Origin of the sequence: Thalassolituus alkanivorans, from assembly GCF_020447205.1 — a bacterium.
Taxonomy (GTDB): Bacteria; Pseudomonadota; Gammaproteobacteria; order Pseudomonadales; family Oceanobacteraceae; genus Venatoribacter; species Venatoribacter alkanivorans.
Genome location: NZ_JAJAEL010000035.1, coordinates 237,947 through 262,098 on the forward strand (window position 1 = coordinate 237,947; position 24,152 = coordinate 262,098).

The 24,152-nt window shown below is 54.6% G+C and carries 27 protein-coding genes; 15 read left to right on the plus strand and 12 right to left on the minus strand.

What is annotated here, in order from left to right:
- Positions 1 to 54: 54 nt before the first annotated feature.
- Together LGT44_RS11595 and LGT44_RS11600 are read left to right on the plus strand one after the other, a co-directional pair.
- Entirely contained in the window at positions 55 to 1,506 is a 1,452-nt protein-coding gene (locus LGT44_RS11595) for a tetratricopeptide repeat protein (RefSeq protein ID WP_230332691.1), read from the plus strand.
- Between the two features lie 11 nt (positions 1,507 to 1,517).
- Positions 1,518 to 3,206, plus strand: a complete 1,689-nt coding sequence (locus tag LGT44_RS11600) for a FecR family protein (RefSeq protein ID WP_230332690.1) — start codon at positions 1,518 to 1,520, stop codon at positions 3,204 to 3,206.
- A 20-nt stretch (positions 3,207 to 3,226) separates the two neighbouring features.
- On the opposite strand, the gene LGT44_RS11605 is transcribed toward LGT44_RS11600, so the two are convergent.
- The 8 genes from LGT44_RS11605 to LGT44_RS11640 form a co-directional block, all read right to left on the minus strand.
- Positions 3,227 to 5,440, minus strand: a complete 2,214-nt coding sequence (locus LGT44_RS11605) for a CHASE2 domain-containing protein (RefSeq protein WP_230332689.1) — start codon at positions 5,438 to 5,440, stop codon at positions 3,227 to 3,229.
- A 74-nt stretch (positions 5,441 to 5,514) separates the two neighbouring features.
- Positions 5,515 to 5,817 (minus strand): hypothetical protein, encoded by a 303-nt coding sequence (locus LGT44_RS11610; protein ID WP_145469758.1) that lies wholly within the window; start codon positions 5,815 to 5,817, stop codon positions 5,515 to 5,517.
- Between the two features lie 61 nt (positions 5,818 to 5,878).
- Complete coding sequence (locus LGT44_RS11615; protein WP_230332688.1) at positions 5,879 to 7,036, minus strand: glycosyltransferase family 4 protein; 1,158 nt, start codon at positions 7,034 to 7,036, stop codon at positions 5,879 to 5,881.
- Positions 7,037 to 7,114: 78 nt separating this feature from the next.
- Positions 7,115 to 7,813, minus strand: coding sequence for a helix-turn-helix domain-containing protein (locus tag LGT44_RS11620; RefSeq protein WP_222428580.1), 699 nt, complete (start codon positions 7,811 to 7,813; stop codon positions 7,115 to 7,117).
- Between the two features lie 222 nt (positions 7,814 to 8,035).
- Positions 8,036 to 8,470: a CBS domain-containing protein gene (locus LGT44_RS11625; protein ID WP_145469761.1), complete on the minus strand. Its 435-nt coding sequence runs from the start codon at positions 8,468 to 8,470 to the stop codon at positions 8,036 to 8,038.
- 83 nt (positions 8,471 to 8,553) lie between these two features.
- Entirely contained in the window at positions 8,554 to 8,805 is a 252-nt protein-coding gene (locus tag LGT44_RS11630) for a DUF4404 family protein (protein WP_145469762.1), read from the minus strand.
- Between the two features lie 95 nt (positions 8,806 to 8,900).
- Positions 8,901 to 9,431 (minus strand): hypothetical protein, encoded by a 531-nt coding sequence (locus LGT44_RS11635; RefSeq protein WP_145469763.1) that lies wholly within the window; start codon positions 9,429 to 9,431, stop codon positions 8,901 to 8,903.
- Between the two features lie 183 nt (positions 9,432 to 9,614).
- Positions 9,615 to 9,815 carry a DUF2788 domain-containing protein gene (locus tag LGT44_RS11640; protein WP_145469764.1) on the minus strand — a complete coding sequence of 67 codons (201 nt, stop codon included), beginning with the start codon at positions 9,813 to 9,815 and terminating at the stop codon, positions 9,615 to 9,617.
- 166 nt (positions 9,816 to 9,981) lie between these two features.
- Here LGT44_RS11640 and LGT44_RS11645 point away from each other — a divergent pair, with 166 nt between their 5' ends.
- From LGT44_RS11645 to LGT44_RS11655, 3 genes are all read left to right on the plus strand, one after another.
- Positions 9,982 to 10,998 carry a putative solute-binding protein gene (locus LGT44_RS11645; protein ID WP_230332687.1) on the plus strand — a complete coding sequence of 339 codons (1,017 nt, stop codon included), beginning with the start codon at positions 9,982 to 9,984 and terminating at the stop codon, positions 10,996 to 10,998.
- A gap of 173 nt (positions 10,999 to 11,171) precedes the next feature.
- Positions 11,172 to 12,272, plus strand: a complete 1,101-nt coding sequence (locus tag LGT44_RS11650; protein ID WP_230332686.1) for an NAD(P)/FAD-dependent oxidoreductase — start codon at positions 11,172 to 11,174, stop codon at positions 12,270 to 12,272.
- Between the two features lie 276 nt (positions 12,273 to 12,548).
- Positions 12,549 to 12,800, plus strand: coding sequence for a hypothetical protein (locus tag LGT44_RS11655; protein WP_145469766.1), 252 nt, complete (start codon positions 12,549 to 12,551; stop codon positions 12,798 to 12,800).
- 37 nt (positions 12,801 to 12,837) lie between these two features.
- Here the strand turns inward: LGT44_RS11655 and LGT44_RS11660 are convergent, their stop codons facing one another.
- Positions 12,838 to 13,548 (minus strand): TetR/AcrR family transcriptional regulator, encoded by a 711-nt coding sequence (locus LGT44_RS11660; protein ID WP_145469767.1) that lies wholly within the window; start codon positions 13,546 to 13,548, stop codon positions 12,838 to 12,840.
- 202 nt (positions 13,549 to 13,750) lie between these two features.
- Here LGT44_RS11660 and LGT44_RS11665 point away from each other — a divergent pair, with 202 nt between their 5' ends.
- From LGT44_RS11665 to LGT44_RS11675, 3 genes are all read left to right on the plus strand, one after another.
- A complete protein-coding gene (locus LGT44_RS11665; RefSeq protein WP_230332685.1) occupies positions 13,751 to 14,452 on the plus strand; it encodes a hypothetical protein in 702 nt (233 codons plus the stop codon).
- A gap of 118 nt (positions 14,453 to 14,570) precedes the next feature.
- On the plus strand, positions 14,571 to 15,050 hold the full coding sequence (locus tag LGT44_RS11670; RefSeq protein ID WP_145469769.1) for a hypothetical protein: 480 nt from the start codon (positions 14,571 to 14,573) through the stop codon (positions 15,048 to 15,050).
- An 83-nt stretch (positions 15,051 to 15,133) separates the two neighbouring features.
- A complete protein-coding gene (locus LGT44_RS11675; RefSeq protein ID WP_225692184.1) occupies positions 15,134 to 15,880 on the plus strand; it encodes a DUF481 domain-containing protein in 747 nt (248 codons plus the stop codon).
- A gap of 30 nt (positions 15,881 to 15,910) precedes the next feature.
- Here LGT44_RS11675 and LGT44_RS11680 read toward each other — a convergent pair whose 3' ends face one another.
- Positions 15,911 to 16,363: a flavodoxin domain-containing protein gene (locus LGT44_RS11680; protein ID WP_145469771.1), complete on the minus strand. Its 453-nt coding sequence runs from the start codon at positions 16,361 to 16,363 to the stop codon at positions 15,911 to 15,913.
- Positions 16,364 to 16,441: 78 nt separating this feature from the next.
- Positions 16,442 to 16,834, minus strand: a complete 393-nt coding sequence (locus LGT44_RS11685; RefSeq protein WP_225692182.1) for a hypothetical protein — start codon at positions 16,832 to 16,834, stop codon at positions 16,442 to 16,444.
- Between the two features lie 93 nt (positions 16,835 to 16,927).
- Here LGT44_RS11685 and LGT44_RS11690 point away from each other — a divergent pair, with 93 nt between their 5' ends.
- The 4 genes from LGT44_RS11690 (at position 16,928) to LGT44_RS11705 (ending at position 20,894) form a co-directional block, all read left to right on the plus strand.
- Complete coding sequence (locus LGT44_RS11690) at positions 16,928 to 17,803, plus strand: DUF6685 family protein (protein ID WP_145469773.1); 876 nt, start codon at positions 16,928 to 16,930, stop codon at positions 17,801 to 17,803.
- Between the two features lie 154 nt (positions 17,804 to 17,957).
- Positions 17,958 to 18,986 (plus strand): AraC family transcriptional regulator, encoded by a 1,029-nt coding sequence (locus LGT44_RS11695; protein WP_145469774.1) that lies wholly within the window; start codon positions 17,958 to 17,960, stop codon positions 18,984 to 18,986.
- A gap of 155 nt (positions 18,987 to 19,141) precedes the next feature.
- A complete protein-coding gene (locus LGT44_RS11700; RefSeq protein WP_230332684.1) occupies positions 19,142 to 20,356 on the plus strand; it encodes a glycosyltransferase family 4 protein in 1,215 nt (404 codons plus the stop codon).
- A complete protein-coding gene (locus tag LGT44_RS11705) occupies positions 20,310 to 20,894 on the plus strand; it encodes a phosphatase PAP2 family protein (protein WP_225692180.1) in 585 nt (194 codons plus the stop codon). The genes LGT44_RS11700 and LGT44_RS11705 overlap by 47 nt, the downstream gene beginning before the upstream one ends.
- Before the next feature lie 26 nt (positions 20,895 to 20,920).
- Here the strand turns inward: LGT44_RS11705 and dinB are convergent, their stop codons facing one another.
- Positions 20,921 to 22,039, minus strand: coding sequence for a DNA polymerase IV (gene dinB / locus LGT44_RS11710; RefSeq protein ID WP_230332683.1), 1,119 nt, complete (start codon positions 22,037 to 22,039; stop codon positions 20,921 to 20,923).
- Positions 22,040 to 22,248: 209 nt separating this feature from the next.
- On the opposite strand from dinB, the gene LGT44_RS11715 reads away from it, so the two are divergent.
- From LGT44_RS11715 to minD, 3 genes are read left to right on the plus strand one after another with little or no spacing between them, the layout of a single operon-like run.
- On the plus strand, positions 22,249 to 22,608 hold the full coding sequence (locus LGT44_RS11715; RefSeq protein WP_230332682.1) for a HopJ type III effector protein: 360 nt from the start codon (positions 22,249 to 22,251) through the stop codon (positions 22,606 to 22,608).
- Between the two features lies 1 nt (position 22,609).
- Positions 22,610 to 23,302 (plus strand): septum site-determining protein MinC, encoded by a 693-nt coding sequence (gene minC / locus LGT44_RS11720; protein ID WP_230332681.1) that lies wholly within the window; start codon positions 22,610 to 22,612, stop codon positions 23,300 to 23,302.
- Positions 23,303 to 23,344: 42 nt separating this feature from the next.
- Positions 23,345 to 24,151, plus strand: coding sequence for a septum site-determining protein MinD (gene minD, locus LGT44_RS11725; RefSeq protein WP_145469780.1), 807 nt, complete (start codon positions 23,345 to 23,347; stop codon positions 24,149 to 24,151).
- Position 24,152: the final 1 nt, after the last annotated feature.

A 24,152-nucleotide genomic window follows, 5' to 3' on the forward strand; every position in this document is an offset into this window, starting at 1 on the left:
TATCGTCAGTCAGTGCACACTATGTAAACCGGCGACCATAAAGGACTGAGCAAGGTGAAAGGACCAATTACACAAGCTGCTTCACTGCTGCTGTGCGGATCATTGTTCTCTGCGGCCCTGCTGCAGGCGGAAGAACAACCCGCCGCCGGAACGTCCTCTGTGACAGAGGCAACGGCAGAAGTTCCGGCAGACCAAGCCACACCGGCCCTGACGCCTGTTACACCAGGTGCAGCGCCCGAAGCAGATACCACAACACTGGCACGAACCAATCAGCAACTGTCACAACTGATCCGGCAGCAGGACTACCAGAGCGCCTATCAACTGGCACAACCACTGCTCAGCCTTTACGAAGGCGACCCGTCATTTGATTTTTATTACGCATTCAGCGCTGCCCAGCTTGGATATTTCAATGAAGCCTTATTCGGCTTCGAGCGCCTCAGCAGCAACTACCCGGCAGTTGCCCGCTACCGTCTGGAGTTAGCACGTGCTTACTATTACCTTGGTAATCACGATGCTGCCGAGCAGGAGTTCAGCCGGGTTCAGAGTACCAACCCGCCTGCGCAGGTCCGGGAGACCATTGCACAGTTCCTGCAACGTATTCAGGAGCAGCGCCAGAGCGTGATGCCTGCCTGGGGAGGTTTTGTGTCCGCCAGCGGCGGTTATGACTCCAATTACAATACCGCCACTGATCTCAATGAGGTCGACCTGCTCGACGGCCTGCTGACCGCGCGCCTGAGCCGTGATCAGCGCGCTAAAGGCAGTGGCTACTATCAGCTGCGGGCCCAGGGCAGTTATATCAGCCCACTGACACAGCGCAGCGCCATCGACCTGCAGTTAGGAGCCAGCCGCAAAGACAACGCCGCCGATGATCTGTTTGATCTGGATAACCTCTACGCCAGCGGCGGCATGCGGATGGTCCGTGGACGTCACAATCTGCGGCTTGGCGGTCGTTACAGCCACTATTGGCTGGGCCGGGATGATCTGCTGTCAGACCTGTCGGCGAATCTGGAATGGAACTACCAGCTGGCCAGCGAATGGCAGAGTCAGACCCGTCTGACACTGAGTAGCCAAGACAATAAGCTCAATGATGATCTCGACCTGCTGCAGGCCGAAATTCAGGCGGGTGCCGCTTTTTCAGCCGGATCGCTCTCAGCCCAGTTTGCACTGGTGCTGGCCACCGATGACGGCGAACAGGAGTATCAGGCACGGGACACGCAGGGTATTAACCTGAGTGCTCAGCAACTGCTGAACATTCACAGCAGTCTGTACGCCAGCCTGATTCTGCGCGATTACCAGTTTCAGGGAGCATTTCCGGCGGACAATCTGCTCGCCGCCGGCGAAACCCGTGCCGAGCAAATGATCCAGCTGGTACTGGGCTACGGCTATACCCTGTTACCAGCCCTGACCCTTTACACCCAGGCCAGCCAGGTCCGTTACAACAGCAATCTCCCCTTGTACGAATATGACCGCACGCTGCTCGAAGCGGGCATCAACTGGACATTCTGATGGAGGCCATCATGCACCGGATTACACGTTCAGCCTGCCTGTTTCAGGCAATGGTTATTCTGCTGATGATGTTCACACTGAACTCAGCCCGGGCAGCCGAACTGGCCGGCCACATCATCATGGTAAAAGGCGATGTCACTGCGCAGGCAGCCGATGGCAGCAGCCGCAATCTGAAGCGCCGCGATGAAATTTACCCCAGCGACACCATTCGTACCGGTACCGGCAGCCGCGTACAGATCCGCTTTATCGATAACGCCCTGCTGGCTTTGCAGGAAAACAGCCAGCTCAGTATTCATGCCTACCAGCAGGCCGATGCCGATGGCAAAGGGGGCAAGGTGCTGATGGAACTGGTAGAAGGTGGGTTCCGCACCCTGACCGGCAGTATTGGCAAAGGCAATAAAGAGGCTTACCGGGTCGACACCCCCGTTGCCAGCATCGGTATCCGTGGCACGCTCTACAGCGCCTTACTGGCCAAAGGCCAGCTGATGGCGGGAGTCTGGAAAGGAGGCATTACGCTGTCCTCAGATCAGGGCGATTTTAATCTTGGCCAGAATGCTGATTTCAACTTTGGCGTACTGGGTAACACTGGCTTTCAGGGAATGCTGGAAGCACCGCAGGCACTGGATAATGCTGATTCTGACGTCATACCAGACAGCATGAGTACAACCGGTTCAGAAAATCCGGATGGCAGCACACCACCTCCCGGAACAGCCACTACCAGCCCGGCTACAACGGTACTGAATAACACCAGCGGCGATAACAAAGTTCCGCCACCTCTTGATCAGGATGCCGACAGTGGTCATGAAGATACCTTAAAAGAAGCCGGTAATCTGATTGATAACACCCCTCCTGATGGCGGAGACGGTGGTGATGGTGGCGACGGCGGTCCTGTGATCACCTCACCGGATCTGCGCCTGAGTTCGGAAGAATTCACCGCCTTTCTCACCAGTACCAGCGTCGGCAGCATTATTGTTAATGGCAAGGCGATTCCTGTATCCGCCTTCCGTGACGAGCGTGGCGAGCCGGTGTTTGTATCCGTCGACGACAATAACGGTATTGATATCACCCGTTACAGTGGCACAACCGACAGTACATTGCTGCCGGAGATGGCGGATATTGCCGGTATTGAATGGGGCATCTGGAACGGCAGCGCAGAGGCGCCGGTTTCACAGTTGCTGGAAGAAAGTTCGCTGGTTGTCACCGCTGTCGAATCGCCGGTTATGTGGGTGATTGCCAATCCCGCCCTTGAAGGCAATATCCCTACCTCTGGCTCGGTATATTTCGGCGGCACTCAGGCCCTGGGAACAGACAGCAAAGGGAATGCTCTGCTCAGTGCCAGCGGCAATTTTGATCTGGATTTTTCTACCGGTATCGTCAGCAATGGTTTTCTGAGTGCTGACTATGCTGATGGCAGTGGTGGCCAGAGTATCGGCGGTAATTTCTGGAACGCCGACTTTACCGGTACCATCCGTGCGGGTGGCGCCAACGGTAAAAATACAGCGCTGGTTCAGATGCAGTTCGGCACAGGTTATCACGGCGAAAGCTCTGCGCTGGACGCCGTCGCCAGCCAGTTCAGTGGCGTACTGGTCGCTCCGTCAGGCGGCGTATTTGCCGGCAGTTTCAACCTGATCGATATGGACGGCAACAGTGCCGCCGGCATTGTTGTCTGGCCACAACAGGTGCGGACAGGTCAGTTCTGAAGCTGACCTCTGTCTTCCGCTTACTTATCGGTATGGCGGAAGACACCATCCCAGTCCTCAGCCAGCGTCTGCTGGCGCAGGCTGCCGATACGCTCGATATATACCTGATATAAACGCCGTGGCTGTTGCTGCCATAACTGCGTAAAAATCAGCACCGCTTCATCCCAGCGGCGGGCAAAATAATGCTCGGTTCCCTGCTGCTGCAGTGCCAGCTCCTGCTGCGTTGCCTCATCAACTTCACCTGCTAGGCCCAGTGGTTCATAGACGCGGATAGGTTCGTTTTTACCTTTTACCTGAATACGGTCGACATAGCGGTAAACAAACTCCGGTGCCTGGGCATGGGTGTTCTCACCGACCAGAATCTTCACACCATAAAACTTGGTAATGCTTTCCAGCCGGGAACCCAGATTCACCGCATCCCCCAGCACGGTATAGGCACGGCGGTAGGATGATCCCATATCGCCCACATTCATCGGACCGGTATTAATGCCAATGCCGATTTCAATCGCCGGCCAGCCACGGGCAATAAATTCCTCACGCAGCGAGGCCGTAACGCGCTGCATACTGAGCGCTGCCTGTACCGCATGACAGGCATGACGTTCGTCATCCAGTGGAGCGCCCCAGAAAGCCATCACCATATCGCCGACGTATTTATCGATGGTGCCTTCATTATCAAAAATCACTTTGGTGATGGGCGTGAAGTAGCTGTTAAGCAGTGCCTTAAGATCAGCGGCCGACAGATTTTCAGAGATATTGGTAAAGCTGCGGATATCGCTGAACAGTACCGTCAGCTCTTTGCTTTCCCCGGCAAACTGATAGGCAGTAGGGTCATTCATCATCCGCTCAATATGCGCCGGCGGCACATACTGGTCGAACATCCCTTTCAGTAAGCGACGGCTGAGATTCTCGCTGACAAAGCCATACCCCAGATTAACGATGGTCAGCCCGCCAACCAGCAGCAATACCGCTGCCAGCGGTAAATCGAGGTTCTGATAGGACCACAGATAAAAATTGCCACTGATCACCAGTACAACCGCCAGACCACTCAGCAACATGGCACTGAAAGGCCCAAGCCGTGGCAGCCAGAACGACAGCACTATGCCAAACAACAACAGCTGGGCAAGCAGCGCACCCGCTTCCCATTCCGGACGGTATGGGAATTCATCATTAAGCAGGGCTTCGATCACATTGGCATGTACTTCCACCCCCGGATACTGCGTACCAACCGGCGTGGCACGCAGATCCGATAAGCCGAGGGCTGAGGTGCCCACCAACACAATGGCACCTTCCAGCGCATCGTCGCTGATATTGCCATTGAGCACATCGGTGGCAGAAAAATAGGTAAAAGTACGCTTTGGCCCTTTATACGGCACAATAACCCGGCCAGCGGCATCGGTACGTGCCAGCTGTCCCCCGACACCAGCATAGCGCAGTACATCAACATCGCCCAACGCAACCGTTTCCAGTTGCAAGGTGCGGTCGAACAGATAAGCCATCACCGTCGCCAGTGCCAGCGATGGGTACAGATCGTTACCATAGCGGATAACCAGTGGCGCCCGGCGGATCGCGCCATCAGCATCGGCAAAGGTGGTGACAAAGCCAGCACCGGCGGCAGCATCCTGCAGCAGTGGCAGATTGGCAGCATAGCCCGGCTTGGCGATCACCACCGAACGTCTGGCAGCCTCCACCGGCAACCGGTAGACCGGAGCCGGTAAACGACCCACGCTCACATTGCCCTCATCAAGAAAGAAAAAACCCAGCACCGTATCGGTCGCCGGTAATTCCTGTGCAAAATGAGTATCGGCATCAACCTGCCGGCGCCATCCTTCGGGCGCCTGCCAGCGCTCACCATCAACCGCCAGGCGCTTGCGGATATCGTCCACCGGGTTACGTTCCGCCTCAGAGAACACCACGTCAAAGGCCACAACCACTGCGCCATACTGCGCCAGTGTGGTTACCAGATCGGCGAGTTTGTGCCGGCTCCAGGGCCAGCGGCCTTCATGGGCAAGGGATTTTTCATCGATGTCGATAATGATAATTGGCTGCTCGCCACGTTCGGGCGGATGCCAGTCGAGTGCAGCGTTAAAGCGCAGGTCGTAAAGCAGAAAGTCGAGTCGTTTCAGCCAATGGCCGGGACTTTGCCCGGGCTGCAGGCTCAGCAGAATAAAATAAGCGGTCAGTAACACGCCCAATAAAATGGGCAGACGCGTGCGAGACAATGATCCCCAGCGCATAGAGTCCCTCAGAAACGTCCCTGCATTGGGCGAACACTAGCACAGGCGCACTTTAATGTCGCACCAGCCGCAGTTCAGGCCATCACCACCTGACCGCGGTACACACGCTGGGTACGTTTGCTGACCCGCTCAGAATCATCCATCAGGCGCTGGCTGCCACGGTATACATGGCTGATTTCATGCAGCTCTGGTGGCTCCTGGGTTGGCAGAAACTCTTCAATCAGGGCCAGCAAATCACGGCTGACGCCGCTTTGCACCAGAACACGCAGGTCATGCTCAAGGGACGGTGAATCAAAGTGAATCACGCATCCCTGTTCGTCTTTCGCCAGTCGTTTGATCTTTTGCAGCAAAGCGATGTTATGACGGTTGAATTCCATGCAATCATCTCCGGTTAATAGCTACTATCAGAAGTCTCAGTTAAACGAAGTATTGCAACCCTCATACCATAGTTTGAATCTGTTCAGTTTTATTCGGCGCAGCCGCTCCGGTATGACGGCTAGCCAGTGCAGCAAATTGCTCTGCCACACTCTGCCAGCTGGCACGCTCAGCCTGAAGACGAGCCGCGATGCCCATGGCCTGAAGATCACCACCAAAAAGACGCGATGTCGCAGCAATAAACGCCTCATCCGTATCGTCCGCCGCCAGCTCACCATTAACCCCGGGTTGCACATGCATCTGCGCGGCAGCCATATTGAACGCCACGACCGGCAAACCACTGGCCATCGCCTCCAGCGTTACCAGGCCAAAAGTCTCTGTCTGGCTGGGGAAAATAAATGCATCTGCTGAAGCAAAATAACGCGCCAGTGTTTCACCGGTTTGCACGCCGGCAAAAATAATCTGCGGATGTTCTCGCTCCAGCTCCGCCCGCATAGGACCATCACCCACCATGATCAGACGGGCATTGTTCCCCTGCGCCCGCAACGCCTGCCAACTGCGGATTGCCAGCGGAATATTTTTCTCAGCGGCAATGCGTCCGACATACAACAGCACCGGTTCAGCGCCAACCTGCCACTGCTGACGCAAAGCAATGCTGCGCCGGCGCGGATGAAACAGCTGGCAATCAACCCCGTGAGGCAGCACCGAGACATTGCGGAAACCTTCGCTGCTTAATGCGCTTGCGATTTCACCCGCCGGCACCAGCGTGGCCGCCGTGCGGTTATGAAAACGCCGCAGCCAGGCCAGGGTCAGTGTTTTGATCCAGCCAAGGCCGTAATAGCTGCTGTAGCGATGGAAGTTGGTGTGGAAGGCACTGATAACCGGAATACCCTGCTTACGGGCCTGGCGCAGAGCAGAGTTACCCAGCGGGCCTTCGGTCGCAATGTACACCAGATCCGGCTGGAAACTTTGCCAGGCTCTGGCCACCCGGCGCCGGGCTGGTAATCCAAGCTGCAGATCCGGGTACATCGGAATGGTCAGGCCGCGGCACCAGATCTCTTCGGTTTCAGGCAGCCAGTCGCTGCGCGGTGCCGTGCGGACAATCTGAATACAAAATTGTTCAGGGTTCAGTGCACTGAGGAGCTGGCGCAGGGAATTGGCAACGCCGTTAACGTCCGGAACATAGGTTTCCGTGACGATCGAAATGCGGATCTTGGCCATGGTTAAGCGGCACTCTGGTGATTATTCCACCAGTGTGACGCTTAACCCATGACAGTTTTATGAAGAGAGGAAGGAGTGTCAGCACTCGCCGGAAAGTTTGGACAAGCGATAACGCAGCTGACGCGGCGTCAGGCCGAGCACTTTCGCTGCCATGGTCTTATTTCCGCTGCATTTGGCAATTGCCGACTGAATGTCACTCAGTTCATCGGCCTGTACCCGCTGGTAAGGGCGGGCATAAAGTGTTTTGAAATTCGGCACCACCTGGGTGGCCAGCATATGGGCAATCTGCGCACCAAGAAAATTCACCAGCGCCAGATCGATATGGTCTGCCCGTGCACCACGCAGATCCATCACCAGCACCGCCAGTACCGACTGACGCAACACCAGAGGCACCAGCAGACAGCGATCTTGCTGACACAAAGAATCGATAAAAGGTTCGAACCGCTCAGGGCGCTCGCTGCCATCTTTAATCACCAACCACTCACGTGATTCAAACTGACGGCACAGGGCATGCTGTACGGCGAAACTGTAAACACCGTTACTGACTCCGGTGGAACAGTACTGAGCTTTAAAACGGCTGGGAGAATCCGGTAAGGCTACGGAAACATTATTCAGTCCGCTGTTTTCGGCCACCAGCAACAACAGCTGCTGGATACTATCCTCATCGTGGTAACGGCTTTCAATAATTTCGGTCACGCTGTTCAGCCAGGCCGATGGCATGGATGAAACGGGCATAACGGGCTGACGGTAATCCTGAATATCGGCAATTTTATACATAGGCTGCTCCTCCTGATAATCAGCCTTTCGCAAACTCCGTACCATGTTTTTATTTTGTTCAGGATGCGCTTAAAAACGGCTGATTACGGCTGGAAAGACAGAAAAAAGAAGGATAAAGCGTGAAAAAATGCGCTATTTGTAAACAATGGAATATGGATATGTTCCAAGGCGGTGCACCTCCGGAACTGCAGTACCGGAGGCCACTACGGAGAAAGCGCCGCCTCAGGCTACGCCCGGATCATCACTCGGCAGGTATTCTTTCTGCAGCCAGCGGGCAAAGCCGCGGCAGGCATCCTGACTGGTAAGGATTCCGGCCAGACGATCATTACGCATAATCAGCACCGCATTAACATGCTGTTCTGCCATCCCCATAAGAACGACATCCAGCCGGGTATGCAGATCAACCTGTTTAATCTGCCGGCGACACATATCGCCGGCACTCAGGTCTCCGAGATCGCTGGAGGTATGACCCGGCTGTTGTGCCAGTTTGAGGTCTTCGATGGTCAGTAACCCGACAACCTCATGTTCGGCCATAACCGGCAGGTGATGGCAGTTATGAGATTTCATCAGTTCCGCGGCTTCGGCCAGTGGCAGACTTTCTTCCACATGAACCGGAAACGCCGTCATAATTTCTGCAATCGTAGGCATATGGCGCATAGCTGTTCCCTCAAAACGAATTCCGCAGGTCGCTGTACCGGATACTGACGCCGGCACACAACGTACAGTACCCGGTACAGCGCTCAGACGCCAATGCGCCCCAGCGTATCCACTATCTGATGCAGAATACCCGCTAAGGTCGGATGTTCCTGCTCAAAACGAATCGCCTGCTCCTGCACCCGCTCGCCGATATCAGCCGCATCACTGTTCTCCATGGCATTGATATCACGGGCAATGCTGTGCAGTAACTCCAGACTGCTGTCGTCCAGCTGGGGATTCTGTTGCAGGGTCTCGTGCAGCTGTTGCAGTTGTTGTTTGAGATCTTGTTGAGGCATAAAGCAACTTCCTTGGGTTAAAGCCTGTTCATACTGTTACTGTCAGTCTAACAACTGCAGCGCCTCAGGTGCTAATCCAAATCAAGAAAGCCTGTTCAGTAGAGCGCGTGAAAGCAGAATGGCATACCGCAGGCTTCAGCCATGGCCTTCATAGGTTTGCGGTTAGCGTTGTCGCCCACATACAGCAAAGATGAATGATTCAGATCCAGCCTCACAGCTTCAGGCAAAATCAGGCGCAGCGAATGCAGGATCGCGCTGTGGCTGGTCGACACCGGCACCCAGATTTGCGCCTTACCGGACATTAACTGCAGCAATTGCAGCAAACGCGCAGCATTAGTGCCGATCTGATCACGGGGGTTCACGTAGAAAAGGTAAATCGGGAGTTGTTCCGACAGAGACTGGCGTGCAAGCAGGTGCCAGACAAGAGGCATAGCATCTTCAATCAGTTCACTGAGCTGAGGCGTATAGCCCACGATTCCCAGAGAAGCGGAATCTGCCGGCAGATTAACGATATAAACACAGGCATCTGCACGCCCGCTGAGGGTTGATGGAACCCGCTGGATTCCTGCTCCGCCCCGCTCTGGGGACAATAGCTCCAGACTTGGTGCTGCGCTGCATGCAACCATAACCACTCCCTGTTGTTATTATTGCCGGACTCCTCTGCCGTTAGCAGATAAACAGAAGATATCCTTTATACTTTTAAGGTATAGACAAACAACAAGGCTGGCGCTAGCACCAGACAGACATTACTGCAGGAATTCACACCAGGTTCTTAAAAAATCTGGTGTTTTGGTCAGATGCCGGATGGCTCAGAGATCAAGCACTTCAACCAGTACGGTTTTAATAATAAAACCAACCATACCCAGCCCCAGACCAATCAGCAGAATCATCATCCCGAACTTACCGGCGTTGGCGCGCTTACCCAGATCGTAAATAATGAAAAACATAAAGCCGATCAACAGTGTGACGCCAATATTCATTGCCCAGGTTTCAAACAGCTCTGCATTCATTCCGCGCTACCTTCCGGTGTACAGCTAAAAAGTGCGCGTATGGTACTCAGAGGCGGGCTCTGGCACCAGCCCGCAAGGCAATGCTGCGCCTGACTTGCTACCGCATCCCAGACGGTTATCATGGGCGGGCAGATGACCTGCATAATAATAAACAAAGGTCCTGATTATGTTTTCTAACGCTTCACGCCACCTGTTAGTCCTTTTTGCTGTTCTGCTGTGCAGCCTGTCTTCCGCCCATGCAGATACCGTCAAACGTACCTTCTGTGTATTCGATCCGGTCGGTGCCAAAGGGCCGATATTCGACGCCATGCGTGATTACCAGACCAGCGCCCTGTCCTGGGGAACCGAACTGGAATTAAAGGCCTATACCAACGAAGCCGTCGTACTGGCCGATTTTAATGCCGGCCATTGCGATGCTATGGGCGTAACCGGCACCCGCGTTCGTCCCTACAACGCCTTTACTGCCAGTATCGAAGCGCTGGGCGGCATCAGCGATTATCAGCAGTTACAGGATTTAATCGGCATGCTCGCCAAACCTCAGGCCAGCAAATATATGCTGCAGGGTGATTATGAGGTGGCCGGTATCATGCCTGGCGGAGCGGTATATATTTACGTACGCGATAAAGCCATCAACTCAGTCGAGGCAGCAGCCGGCAAGCGCATTGCCACTCTCGATTACGACAAGGCTTCGGTAAAAGTGGTGGAACATGTAGGAGCCACCATGGTGCCATCCAGCGTCGCCACATTTGCACCGCGTTTTAATAATGGCGATGTTGACGTTGCCTATGCACCCGCCATCGCTTATCAGCCTTTCGAAATGTACAAAGGGCTGGGGGAAAACGGAGGTATTTATCGCTTCAGCATGGCGCAGATGAATTTCCAGCTGCTGATTCACAGCAAGCGCTTCCCACCACAATTTGCACAACAGAGCCGTGAGTTTGCCTTCCGTAATTTTGATAAAGCGATGGAACATATCCGCGTCGCGGAGGCCGGAATCCCGGAGAACTACTGGATCGACCTGCCGCAGAAAATGATGGATGAGTACAAAGAAATGTTGCGTCAGATCCGTCTGGAACTGACCGCCGAAGAGGTTTACGACCCACGGATGATGAAGCTGATGTTCCGTCTGCGCTGCCGTGCTAATCCTGGCCATTTTGAATGTGCTGAAAAGGCTGAAGGCTGATTCCAACCCCATTAACAGGGATTCGCTGCGTGCGGTGAGCATTAACAGTTACCGCACGTCCCCTTGGTCCGCCATGAAGGCATCTTCATACGCGCGGATATCCTTTACAATTCAGCCAGCCCCCTGATTCTGTACTCTACCCGACCCGGCCACATCATGGTGATTTTCAGCCTATGACAGACTTCGATTACTGCATTATCGGCGGCGGTGTTATAGGCCTTGCCTGTGCTTATGAACTCAGCCACCACGGCTCTGTCCTGCTGCTGGAGCAAAATAACCGCTTTGGCGCAGAAACCAGCAGTCGTAACAGCGAAGTCATTCATGCCGGTCTTTACTATGCACCAGGCTCACTGAAAGAACGTCTGTGCATCGAAGGCAAGCAGCGCCTGTATCGGTTCTGTGAAGCCTTTGATGTTCCCCACAAAGCTATCGGTAAACTGATTGTCGCCCCCGAAAGTGGTCAGGAACAGCTGACACAGCTGCTGCGCAAAGGCCGTAATCTGGGGATTCCCCTGCAGTCGCTTGATCAGCAGCAGCTGCAGGATATGGAACCTCAGGTGCGCGGTTATGCGGCACTTTACTCTCCCACGACGGGTATTATCGACAGCCACAGTTATATGGAGCGTCTTACCCAGCAGGCTGAGCAACGCGGTGCCCTGCTGCTCAAACACTCGCGGGTTGTGTCCGCCAGCGAGCGCGATAATGGCTGGCAGATTGAGGTATGCAGCATGGATGGTGTAAGCAGTATCCGCTGCGCAGCACTGGTCAATGCCGCTGGTCTGCATGCCCAGAAGATGGCCCACGCACTGGGCATTAAAGAAAGCCGGATTCCAAAGCTTTATCTCTGTCGCGGGCATTACTTCAGCTACCAGAGCAAAAACCCTTTCCGGCATCTTATCTACCCGCTGCCGGAAAAGAATCTGGCAGGACTGGGCATTCATGCCACCCTCGACCTTGGTAATCAGCTGCGCTTCGGCCCTGATACCGAATATCTGTCAGACGACACCCCGGATTACCGGGTAGGCCCGGCGCTGGCGCCCGCGTTCGCCAGGGCCATTCAGCGCTACTTTCCCGGCCTGAAAGAACAACACCTGCAGCCAGATTACGCCGGTATCCGTCCCAAACTGCACACAAAGCATGAGACTGCAGCCGACTTCGATATCCAGCGTCCTGATAACCGTGCCCCCGCGGTTCATCTGTTTGGGATAGAAAGCCCGGGCCTGACCGCTTCTCTTGCTATTGGCACTTTTGTAACAGAAATGTTACAAAAGTAGGTTCAGGTGTTGCCAAAAACGCCCTGCACATGGCTACGGGCCGAAGCAATTCATCTAAAAAATCATAGAGTTATACGATCTGATGCAGTTAGTACGGCGGATTGTGCATTTATGTTACAGCCAAACTACACTGTAATCCGACAAGCCGCAGATGATGAACAATCGGCTTACGAATGCTCACCATAACTCCCTGATACGACACAAGCATGAGACAACGAACTGCTAATCTGAAGAACAGTTGTTAAGACAAACAGTTTGAATGAACAGGGGAACCCTATGAGTCAAGCGCTGCCTGTGAAACAAGCAGAGGTCAGCTACGGAGATGTCAGCACAATTTTGTCTGCCAAAGTGATGATCCCGATAAACTGTGACCACTGCCAGCAGGACACCGACATCAGTATCGAAACGCTGAAAAGCAAACACGGTATTCTGTGCGAGCACTGCAGTAATGTCCGCACCTTCAGCACCACAGAAATGCGCCTGATGCGCATGCTGCTGGCTCAGGCCGGCTACCACTTCGCACTCTGAAAGCGCTTTGCCCGGCCTCAGGACAAAGCGCAGAACCTCAGACTGCCAGCAACCTCGGCAGCAACAGAGACAGGTGACGGCGCAGGGTGGCTGACACTTCTGCCAGATCCGGCTCTTCTTCATTTTTCAGCAAAGCGCTGTACTCCAGCGAATGGAATAAGCCCAGCAAAATTTCAGCATCAGCTTCCGGCGCATCTGAGTTGGCCACATTGCGGAAAAACTCTGCCGCTTTCTCAAACAGCGCTTTACGATGCATCTGTGCCAGCTTGCGGATACTTTCATTAACGATGGCTTCATAACGGAATGCCTGTTCGGCAATCAACATATCGCGCTGACCGATAATCTGCTCATGCATATACACCGTGAGCTGTTCCACCATAAAGTCCACCAGCGCCTTCTGGCCTTCCGGACTGCTGATATCTGTGCCTGCCATACTGGCCATCGGCTGATAAAACTGGTGAGTGAATTCGTTAACCACTTCCAACGCCTTCTCCGTATACAGGGTGAAGGTGTCGATAATCAGTTCCTGAATATCCTTAAAGTAATAAGTGGTCGCCGCCAGAGGAACGCCGGCTTCTTTCGCAACAGCGCGATGACGGATCCCACGAACCCCCTCACTGATTACAATACGTAATGCTGCTTCCAGAATAATCCGACGACGCTGCTCGCTCTTGGCCCGGCTGGCTTTTCGCCCCTGATATTGTAAGGGCTTGCTTTTATTTATTGCTGTTTCAGCAACCAATGCCATGTTCGTCTCTCCGAATGTTTCACAGATATAGCCATTATTATGCGGATTGTCCGACGAAAGAAAAATGGCAAATATAAGCACCAAGGTACCACTTGAGCATATTTCATACTTTAGAGTGGCAGGATTTGTCCCACTCAAAACTGTACTTTGGTACAAAAATTGGGTTTTATAAGCACAATAATAATAATCTCAGGACCCAAGTATGCTCAGCAGCCTCAACCTTCGGCAAACCTCTTTGCAGACCCTGACACTTCTCTCGCTACTGAGCTGCACCGCAGTCCAGGCAGATGAGCAGGCTAAACTCGCCTTTCTGCAGCAACAGTTTGATCACAGCGCCAGCCATTCCCGCCTGTGGCAGGATGGCTGGTTTGGATTATTTGCCGGTGTAACCGCCCTGAACGGCATTGCCTATACGCAAACCGACGGCGAGCACAACAAATATGACCGTGCTGTAGGCTTTACGACCAGCTTCCTCGGTGCTGCCGATATGTTGCTTAATCCGATGCAGACCCATCGCTTTGCTGAGGATCTGAAAGCCATGCCAGAAACGGATAATACGGCCCGGCAGGTGAAGCTGGCACAGGCCGAGCAATGGCTTAACACCGCTGCCGAGCGTGAAATCTATGAACAAAGCCTGCTGAATCATTTTCTGGCCGGCCTGGTAAATGGCCTTGCGGGTCTTGCCGTTGCCTACGACGACAAACGTCCGGCTGATGGCTGGATGACCTTCGCCACTGGCATGATCGCCTCCGAAGTGAAAATTTACACCTCGCCGCAGACAATGACGGCAGCGCGCGAACAGTACCGAAATGGCAACCTTGAGGCAGCAACGGCAAAGTCTGACGCACCTTATTGGCAGGTTGCCGCTTTCGGGCCTGTCTTGAGCGCTACTTACCACTTCTGAGAACCCGCTAACCGCTCCGTAAGTCCCGCCACTCCCGGCGGGACTGCTGTTTGCTCAGCGCCTCTTCAGTAGTGGCACAGCTTCTGCATTCTCCGTTTAACGCCGGAGAATATGATTTATGCTTAACGCCCTTACCAGCTACCTGCAACAACAGTCGCCCCTGATTCCGGATCACAATCCGGCAGACAGCGTTGCGGGCGGACAGATCGGAGCCACCGCAGCCGTATCTGCTGCCAATACTGGCAATGCAGAAAGCACCGCCGGAGCCCACCCATATTCTCCTTCGCAACGCGCGTTAATGGTCAGTGCTGTTGCCAGCGATTTCGATGTGCGCTCCCTGCCTGCCGGAGAAGTCGGTGAATTTCAGAACCGCCTGCAACAGTACGGCCTGATCGCCGGGCGCGACCTCAACGCCTTTGCCCTGATCAATACTGCCCGGGCTGAACTGGATGACAGTGCCGAACTGGATACGGTGGCCATTCTCGATGAAGCCCGCCAGCAGTTTGGTGAGCGCGGCACGGCCTACTCTGAACGCCAGCAGATCAACCGTCTGCATACCCTGATTCAGAATCTGGCTTCCGCCCGTCTGCCGCAGTAATTACGCCACCTGCGGCAGACATAACATGCAGTTCTGCCCTGCCTTCCCTATAATGTCCGACTTTTTTATTTCAGGAGTCCGACATGCGCTTTCCGCTGCTCGCTGCTTTCAGCCTGCTCAGTTTCACCGCCCAGGCGATTACCAACGTTGAAGAAAAGCGTGCCGGCGACGATCAGCTGGGCTGGTCCGGCAAAGCGGAGATCGGCTTTGATGCGGAATCCGGCAACAACGAAAAACGGAAGTGGAATCTGGGCCTGAACGGCAACTGGCAGGATGATAACAAGCGCTTTTTCACCTGGGGCAACCGCAGCTACGAATCCAGAAACGGTGAACGCACCGACGATGACACCTTTATCCACAGCCGTCTGGTGCTGAACCGTCGTGACACCTGGTCTGAAGAGTTTTATGCCCAATACGAACGTGATCCCTTTGCCGCTCTGGCACACCGGGCCCTGATCGGTGCCGGAATGCGCTACCAGCATGCGTTTGATGAGCAGACCCGCCTGTATCAGGGCATTGGTTTGTTTCATGAAGAAGTACGGGAGCGGGTACTCAACGAAGATAACAGCAGCCAGCTCACACGCCTGAGCCTGTACACCCATATTCAGTGGAAACTGGCCTACAGCAAGCTGCAAAGCACGCTGTATTTTCAGCCATCGGTCGACGAGCCTTCAGACCAGCGCGCCTTATGGCAGCTGGCAGTCACTTTACCTCTGGGCACTCATACCGATCTGAAGTGGCAATGGCAGAGCCGCTGGGATACCCGTCCGCCGGAAGGTACTGAATATCACAACCACCAGACTCAGCTGAAACTGGTGGTGCGTTTCTGACCAACATTCAGCCTTCTGCCAGCCTTGCTGTCAGAGGGCTTTTTCCATCCACTCGTTCAGCCAGAACAGGGCGTCCTCATCCGGAGTAACGGTTTCGGTAGCATCGATGGTGACCCGAGGTACCGGTGCACTGCCCTGCAGTTCAAAGAAGCGCTCTTCGAATAAGGCGCCGGCCCCACAGAAAGTGGCATCGTAAGAGCTGTCACCAAGGCTGATCACCCCAAACGGCTTACCATTCTGCAGTGGGAATTGTTCTTCGAGTTCAACATAAAAAGGGGCGATAGCGGCCGGTAAATCACCACGCCCGGTAGTCGATGTGCAGATTAATACAGCATCGCACTGGCTGGCGTTTAATGCACTGACGCTGGGCTTATCGTCTAACACAACCCGGTGACCGGCTTGCTCCAGTTGCTGCTGTACCGCTTTGGCAACAATCAGCGCCGTACCCGTTACACTGCCAACAGCAAGATAAATAACAGACATAAGGCCTCCGCAAAAAGCGGCGATTATACGCAATCAAGGCCGGCAGAAATACTTCAGCTGAACAGCAACCATACGGCCTCAATAACCGGCCGGAACCTGCAGGCGCTGGTTTTCTTTCTCAATATCAGCCTGCAACGAACGGAAGCGGCTTTCCAGCTCGCGCCGTGTCCAGACGCTAAGCGTGCCGTGCGCCCGGCATAACTGCAGGGTTTCTTCAAACACGCTGCGGATAGATTCCGACAACTCCAGAGCAGTCATGGTCTGCAGCAACAGCGGCAGGGCGATGCTCCATTCCATCTGCTGCTCGTTCAGGTCCTGACACACAAACCAGTCATTTAATAATTCAGTGAACAGCGGCAGGGGCTCCCGCTGAGCGCGGTTATCGCTCAGTCCCGCATCTTCCAGCGCACGGTTTACCCGGGCCAGAACCTGCAGAGGCGATGGTGCAGAGGGTTCGGCGGACATAGCCATATCTCCCATTCATGCTTTACTTGTAATAGTGCCTGTTTAATGAGTGTTGACAGGCCTTCATTTCATTCAGCATAGACGTACTTACACTGACCCATGGATAATTCCGGAAAGCCAACACCACCCGCTCTGGATATTGAAAGCTTTTTCAACAATCTTATTCAGCGTCTGTTCCCTGTCTGGTACGCCGGCCAGGCGGCGAAAGAACTGTCTTTGCCCCCACTGGGAACCATCAACCCCAACAGTTTCCTCAGCCACCGCTGGCTCAGTCTGCAGGCTGTGGTTAAATCTCTGCATGAATCACTGCAAGCCTCCGGCAAAGACTGGCAGCCATTGATTGATCTAATGGAAAAACTGCTGATCGAAAAAGAATATAAACGGCCGCTATCAATCACGGCAATTGAGGGTGTGGAATTCAGTCATCAGGAACAGGACTGGCCCAACCTGCATGCCTATGCAGAACATAATTGCGCAGACATCATGCTTGAAAGCGCGGACGATTTTGAGCAGGCGCTGCATACGGTGTTTCCCGATGCAGCCAAACCTCACCGGGTGGTCTACCGCGAGTGGGATGGCCGTTATTACTGGGTGAATAAAGAGGAGCCGCGCCTGTTTGCAGCTACCCTGCTGTACGCTCAGCAAAAGCAGCGGGACGCATCCATTCCGGCGCTGATCAACGTGGAAAGCCTGAATACCAAGGTGCTGGATCGTCTGCGCAACGATTACTGGCTGCTGTTGATGCAACGTGACAGCGCCTACATTATGCATGATCTGCTCAGCCGTGCAGACCTGCCTGTGGTACTGGCCGAATTTGAATGGCGGCGCAGTGATCTGGTCTTTTTGGTTGCACGAAAGAACAACCGCAAGATCAACCGCATTCTGCTGAATCTGCTGAATAATCGCTCAACTCAGCAGATTACCGAGTTCGGCCGCTTTCTGACGCGCCAGCATTTTCCTTTCCGTAATCACTGACCGGATGTATCTGACCTGCCTCCGGCGACCATAAAAACTCAGCATTTTTATACGAACGACAAGTATCATTCGTGCCCTTTACACAGCGTATAGCTCTTGATTTAACGCTAAAGCCTGTCATCCTATCGCCCAATATAACAATAACGGTATTCACATGATCCGAGGTACTTGGAGCCTGACCGAACCTCTGGTTCCGGTAAATATTCCGGCAACCATGATCCGTGTCGGCGCAGAAAAAGGGATAACCAGCGATGTCCTGCTGCAGAACACCGGCATCAGCCCCGAGCAGTTATCCGACCCGTCGGCCCGTCTGACCTATCAGCAGATGCTGTTATTGGCCGGCAATCTGATGCGTGATTATCCTGAAGAAACGCTGGGCCTGGATCTCGGCAAAGCCATCAATATCAATCAGTTTGGTATGCTCGGCTACGCCATTCTCAGCTGTGCCGACTTGCGCAGTGCGTTGCGTCTGGGCCTGAAGTATCACTCACTGGTTGATCCTGCGTTTACTTTTGAAGTGGTCGATCAGGGCGATACCACCGCCGTACGCCTGACATCCCATATCCCGTTTGAACATATGTATCGCCTGATGTGCGATGTGTTCATTGCTATCTTTGCCACCCTTGCACGTTTTCTGACCGGCAAAGAGATCGACGCCCGCGAAGTGCACCTGAACCATCCGATGCCGGGCTATGCCGACGAATATCAGCACCTGTTTAACTGCCCTGTACTGTTTGATCAGCCACGCACCGAATTTATTATCGACAGCGTGCTGCTCGATACCCCGCTGGCGATGGCCGACCGTGCCACCGCCGCCATGGCGGAAAGCCAGTGCGAAGAGATCCTGGCCCGAATGGGACCGAAAGAAGGCATCGTCGCCAAGGTACGCCGTATTCTGCTCAGTAATCCCGGCACCTTTCCGCCGGTGGACGTGGTCGCCAGCCATCTGGCAACCTCAACCCGCACCCTGAGCCGCAGCCTGCAGGATGTTGGTACCTCCTATCAGCGTATTCTGGATGAAGTACGCAAAGAGATGGCGATTGAGTACCTGCGTAATTCCAGCCTGCCGATCGAAGAGATCGCCGCTCTCGTTGGTTACAGCGACCCATCCAACTTCCGTAAAGCATTCCGCCGCTGGACCCAGCACGCGCCGTCTTACTACCGCGAAGAACGCGGCCTCTGACTCCGGCGGCCAGAGTTTCTGGCCGTCATTTATCCCTTATTTCCCCGTCACTGCCTCAGGCGCCCGGACTTCACCAGACCGTCACAGGGCTGAAACATAACTGTCATACTGCACCCGCAAAGTGAAAGTCACACTCAACCTGTCAGCGATGACCTATGACTTTGACTGCGAGTTCTTCCACGCTGCAACGCGTGACCATAGTGACCGAGACCTTTGCACCGGAAATCAACGGTGTCGCCAATACGCTCGGTCATCTGGTTCGGGGGCTAATATCACGCGGTATCGAGGTTCAGGTGATACGCCCGCGTCAGAACCGCAACGATCTCTCCACCAGTCAGGGCAAACTGCACAGCATTACCCTGCCCGGCCTGCCGATTCCCGGTTACAACGCCCTGCGCTTTGGTTTTCCGCTGATTGGCCGCATCCGTAAAGCTATCAACCGTTTTGCCCCGCAGGCGATCTATGTCGCCACCGAAGGGCCTATGGGTTGGGCTGCGGTCAGTGCCGCCCGCGCCAGTGGCATTACCGTACTGAGCGGCTTCCACACCAATTTTCACCAGTACATTGAGCACTACCGCCTCGGAGCACTGGAAGGCCTGGCTTACCGTTACCTGCGCTACTTCCATAACCGTACCAGCGGCACTCTGGTGCCGACCCGAATTCAGCGCGATGAACTGGATGCCCATGGTTTTCACAATGTACGGGTGATGGCCCGTGGCGTTGACAGCCAGTTATTCAGCCCGCAAAAACGCAGTGCTGAGCTGCGCAAACAGTGGGGTGTACGCGAAGACGATCTGGTGCTGCTGTACGTCGGCCGCATTGCCGGTGAAAAGAATATGGATCTGGCTCTGGCCACATACCGCCGCCTGCTGGCTGCCGATGAGCGGGTGAAACTGGTGCTGGTCGGTGACGGCCCGGCGCTGGCAGGCATACGTGAGCATTACCCGGCGGTGATTTGTTGCGGTATGCAACGTGGTGAAGACCTTGCCCGTCACTATGCCAGCGGCGATGTTTTTCTGTTTCCGAGTAAAACCGACACCTTCGGCAACGTGGTTACCGAAGCCATGGCCAGTGGTTTAGCCGTGGTCAGCTTCGACTATGCCGCCGCGCATGAACATATCCACAACGGTCAGAACGGCATGCTCGCCCCCTTCGGCGATGATCAGAGTTATATCCGCTGTGCCGAAACCTTACTCGACAGCCCGAATTTACTCCGGCGACTGCGCCAGCAGGCTTGCCTGCATGCAGGCAGTATCAGCTGGAACAGCATTGTTGATGATTTTATTCAGCGCCTGTATGGCGCCACTGCGGAGGTAATCCAGCATGGAACTGAGCAAAACAATACAGCCAAAAGCCGCGCTACTGTTTAACAAAGCAGACCGCTTCGAACTGACATTGTGTCAGCGCCTTAATCGCATGGGTCAGTACACTTCAGTACGCCTGTTTTTCAAAAGCATCAGCCGTCTGGGTGACGGGGTGTTCTGGTACAGCCTGGCGCTGTCGCTGATTCTGTTGCAGGGTGTCGAAGGTCTGGCTGCCGTTGGCCATATGACGGTGACGGGACTGATCTGCGTAGCGATTTACAGCCAGCTGAAAAACCGCCTGGTGCGTCAGCGGCCGTTTATTTCCTGGGACGATATCCGCGCCCACACCGCACCACTGGATCTGTACAGCTTTCCATCCGGTCACACCATGAACGCGGTGAACTTTGCCGTGCTGTTCAGCGTGTTCTTCCCGGCGCTGTTCTGGCTGGTTGTGCCTTTCGCCCTGCTGGTTGCTCTGTCGCGGGTGATTCTCGGCATGCACTACCCGACCGATGTACTGGTCGGCGCCTGCCTTGGCCTTTTAATCAGCTATCTGTCACTGCTGATCTGGCCCCTCGGCATGTTTGCCGGCGTGGTGATGTAACACCCCATGCACATCGGGCCAGCCAATCAGAACAGCGTCAGCTGATTGCGGTCTATCTCCGGCGTGCGTCCGCCAATACCAAGCAGACGCACCGCCTTGTTTTCACGCTGCAGCGCCAGCTTCAGCAAACGGGCAAAGCCCTGCTCTGATGCCTGCTCGTGACTGTCGGCCAGCGTTGTCTGGGTAAAATCGGCAAATTTCACTTTCACAAAGGGCGCCAGCGCCGCCGCCGGCCAGCCTGCACGTTCCACCCGTTCATGCCAGCGTTCCAGCAATTGCGGCAACTGTGCCAGGCAATGTTCTTCACCGGCCAGGTCGGTGGCAAAGGTGCATTCCACACTGACCGATTTACGTGGCCGCTCCAGATTCAGCAGACGATGATCAATGCCGCGGGAGCGTTCATACAGTACCGCACCCATGCGGCCAAAGGTACGCACCAGCTCGGTCAGTTCCCAGCGACGGATATCGGCGCAGGTCTGCAGTTTGTAGAGCGCGAGTTTTTTCTCCATCGCCGGGCCAATACCGGGAATTTTCCCGACCGGCAAAGCCGCGACAAACTCATCGACCTGATGCGGTTTTACCGCCCATTGTCCATCCGGCTTGTTCCAGTCGGAGGCAATTTTGGCGAGGAATTTATTCGGCGCGATACCGGCGGAGACGGTGATACCGAGTTCGTTACGTACCCGCTCACGGATTTCCCGTGCGACCTCGGTGGCATTCAGGTGGCTGGCAATTTCCAGATAAGCTTCGTCGACCGATACCTGCTCCAGCTGCAAGGCATATTCCTGCAGAATCACCATCAGCTGTTTTGATACGTCGCGGTACAGCGCCATACGTCCCGGCAGCAACAGCAGCTGTGGACAGAGTTTTTTCGCCTGCGCTGTTGCCATCGCCGAGCGTACGCCAAAAGCCCGCGCCGGATAATTGCAGGTGGCGATCACCCCACGGCGGTCAGATTCGCCGCCAATGGCAATGGGCAGCTCACGTAATGCCGGATTTTCGCGCATCTCAACTGCGGCAAAAAAACAGTCGCAGTCGATATGAATCACTTTCCGCTGAGTAACAGCGGCAGATTCCGCTTCTGCCACAGCCGGCACTTCCGCTGACACGGCGGAAGCCTGTGAACTCTGAACGCTGTAAGACATCGTATCACTCCGGGTTTGATAAACAGCGATGACCAGCCAATCTGGCACAAGGTTTAAATTACTGTATATTCAACCAGTACAATAATCAATCGCCATGACATAACCCGGCGCTGGTGTTAGCCTTGGCGACCTGTCATTAACCGCCCGGCGAGTCGCTCAGAAATCGTACAGAGCATTATCCTTGCCGCCTATTTACAGGGAATTCCCGCGTGAACGATTTTTCTCAGGCACAAGCCGACTTTATTGCCGCACTCGACAGCAATGATCATCTGTTTGCCAGCACTCTGGCATTTATCGGGCAGTGGTTTGATTTCACCCCCAGCGCGTTCAACAACGGTGGCGTACAAAACAGCGCCGAACAAAACCAGGGCAGCTGCAAGGTGTTTGCCCTCGCCCAGTTGCTGCAACTGAGCAAAGAGCAGGCTCTGCGCTGCTTTGGTGAACATTACCGTGACGTGCTGGCCACGCCGGATGTCGATAATCACCATAACCTGCGCCGTGTACTGCGCGACGGTTTAGGCGATATCAGCTTCGAGCAGTTCCCGCTGACTGCTAAAGCGCAGGCCTGATATGGACAGTGCTGTCAGTCTCAAAGCCGGTCTGGTGCCGCTGACCACATTGCATTTCAGCAGCAATGATCTTGCTGATATCCGCGCCCAGCTGGAGAAAAAACAGGCCGAAGCGCCGGCATTGTTCCGTCATCTGCCCTGTGTGCTGGATTTATCCTCATTAGATCCCAACCTGCTGACGCTGGCGGATTTACAACAGCTCTGCCGTGATTGTGGTCTGCTGCCCGTTGCTGTACGCAACGCCGGCAATGAGTGGCAGGCTCAGGCAGAAGCATTGCATCTGGCCGATCTTGGTAAAGGAACCAGCCGCGCTGCAGCCCGCCAGCAGGACACACAGGCCACAGATTCAGGCAATGAAACATCGCCGCCTGCACGTGCGGTCAAAATTCATACCGGTAATATCCGCTCCGGTCAGCAGCTGTATAACGATGGTGATCTGATTATTTTTGGTATGGTCAGCGCCGGCGCTGAGGTATTGGCAACCGGCGATATTCATATCTACGGCACCCTGCGCGGACGAGCTCTTGCGGGGGTAAAAGGCGATGAGTCGGCCATTATTGCCTGTCAGCAGTTCGATCCGGAACTGGTTGCTATTGCCGGTCAGTACCGTCTGTTTGAAGAACAGCAGGAGCAACGCCAGCAGCCGGTCGCGGTCAGCCTGCAGGATGGCACCTTGAACATCACCAGCGTTTGATAAATACTGCGCCACACATTGAATTTTCAGGGAAATACGGCTTTGGCAAAGATCATCGTTGTCACCTCCGGTAAAGGCGGAGTCGGTAAAACTACCACCAGTGCAGCCTTCTCCACCGCTCTGGCCATGAAAGGCCATAAAACCGTCGTCATCGACTTCGATGTTGGCCTGCGCAATCTGGATCTGGTCATGGGCTGTGAACGCCGTGTGGTCTACGATTTCGTTAACGTCGTGCAGGGTGAAGCATCCCTGAAACAGGCACTGATCAAAGACAAGCGTCTGCCGAACCTGTTTGTCCTGCCGGCCTCACAAACCCGTGATAAAGACGCACTGAATCCCGAAGGTGTGGAAAAAGTGCTGAATGAACTCAGCGCCGATTTTGACTACATCGTCTGCGATTCCCCGGCCGGTATTGAGCATGGCGCGCATATGGCGCTGTATTACGCCGAGGAAGCCATCATCGTCACCAACCCGGAAGTCTCTTCCGTACGTGACTCTGACCGCATCATCGGTATTCTGCAGAGCAAATCACGCCTCGCCGAACAGGGCAAAAGCGTTAAAGAACATCTGCTGCTGACACGCTATAACCCGGAACGCGTAGAGCGCGGTGAAATGCTGTCGGTACAGGACGTCGAAGAGATTCTCGCCATCCCGCTGCTGGGCGTTATCCCGGAATCGGAAGCAGTACTAAAAGCCTCTAACCAGGGTGTACCCGTTGTGCATGACGCCGAAAGTGACGCTGGCCAGGCCTACGATGACGCTGTAGCCCGTTATCTGGGCGAAGACCGTCCGCATCGTTTTCTTGAGAAGCAGAAAAAAGGCTTCCTGAAGCGCGTATTCGGAGGTTGAT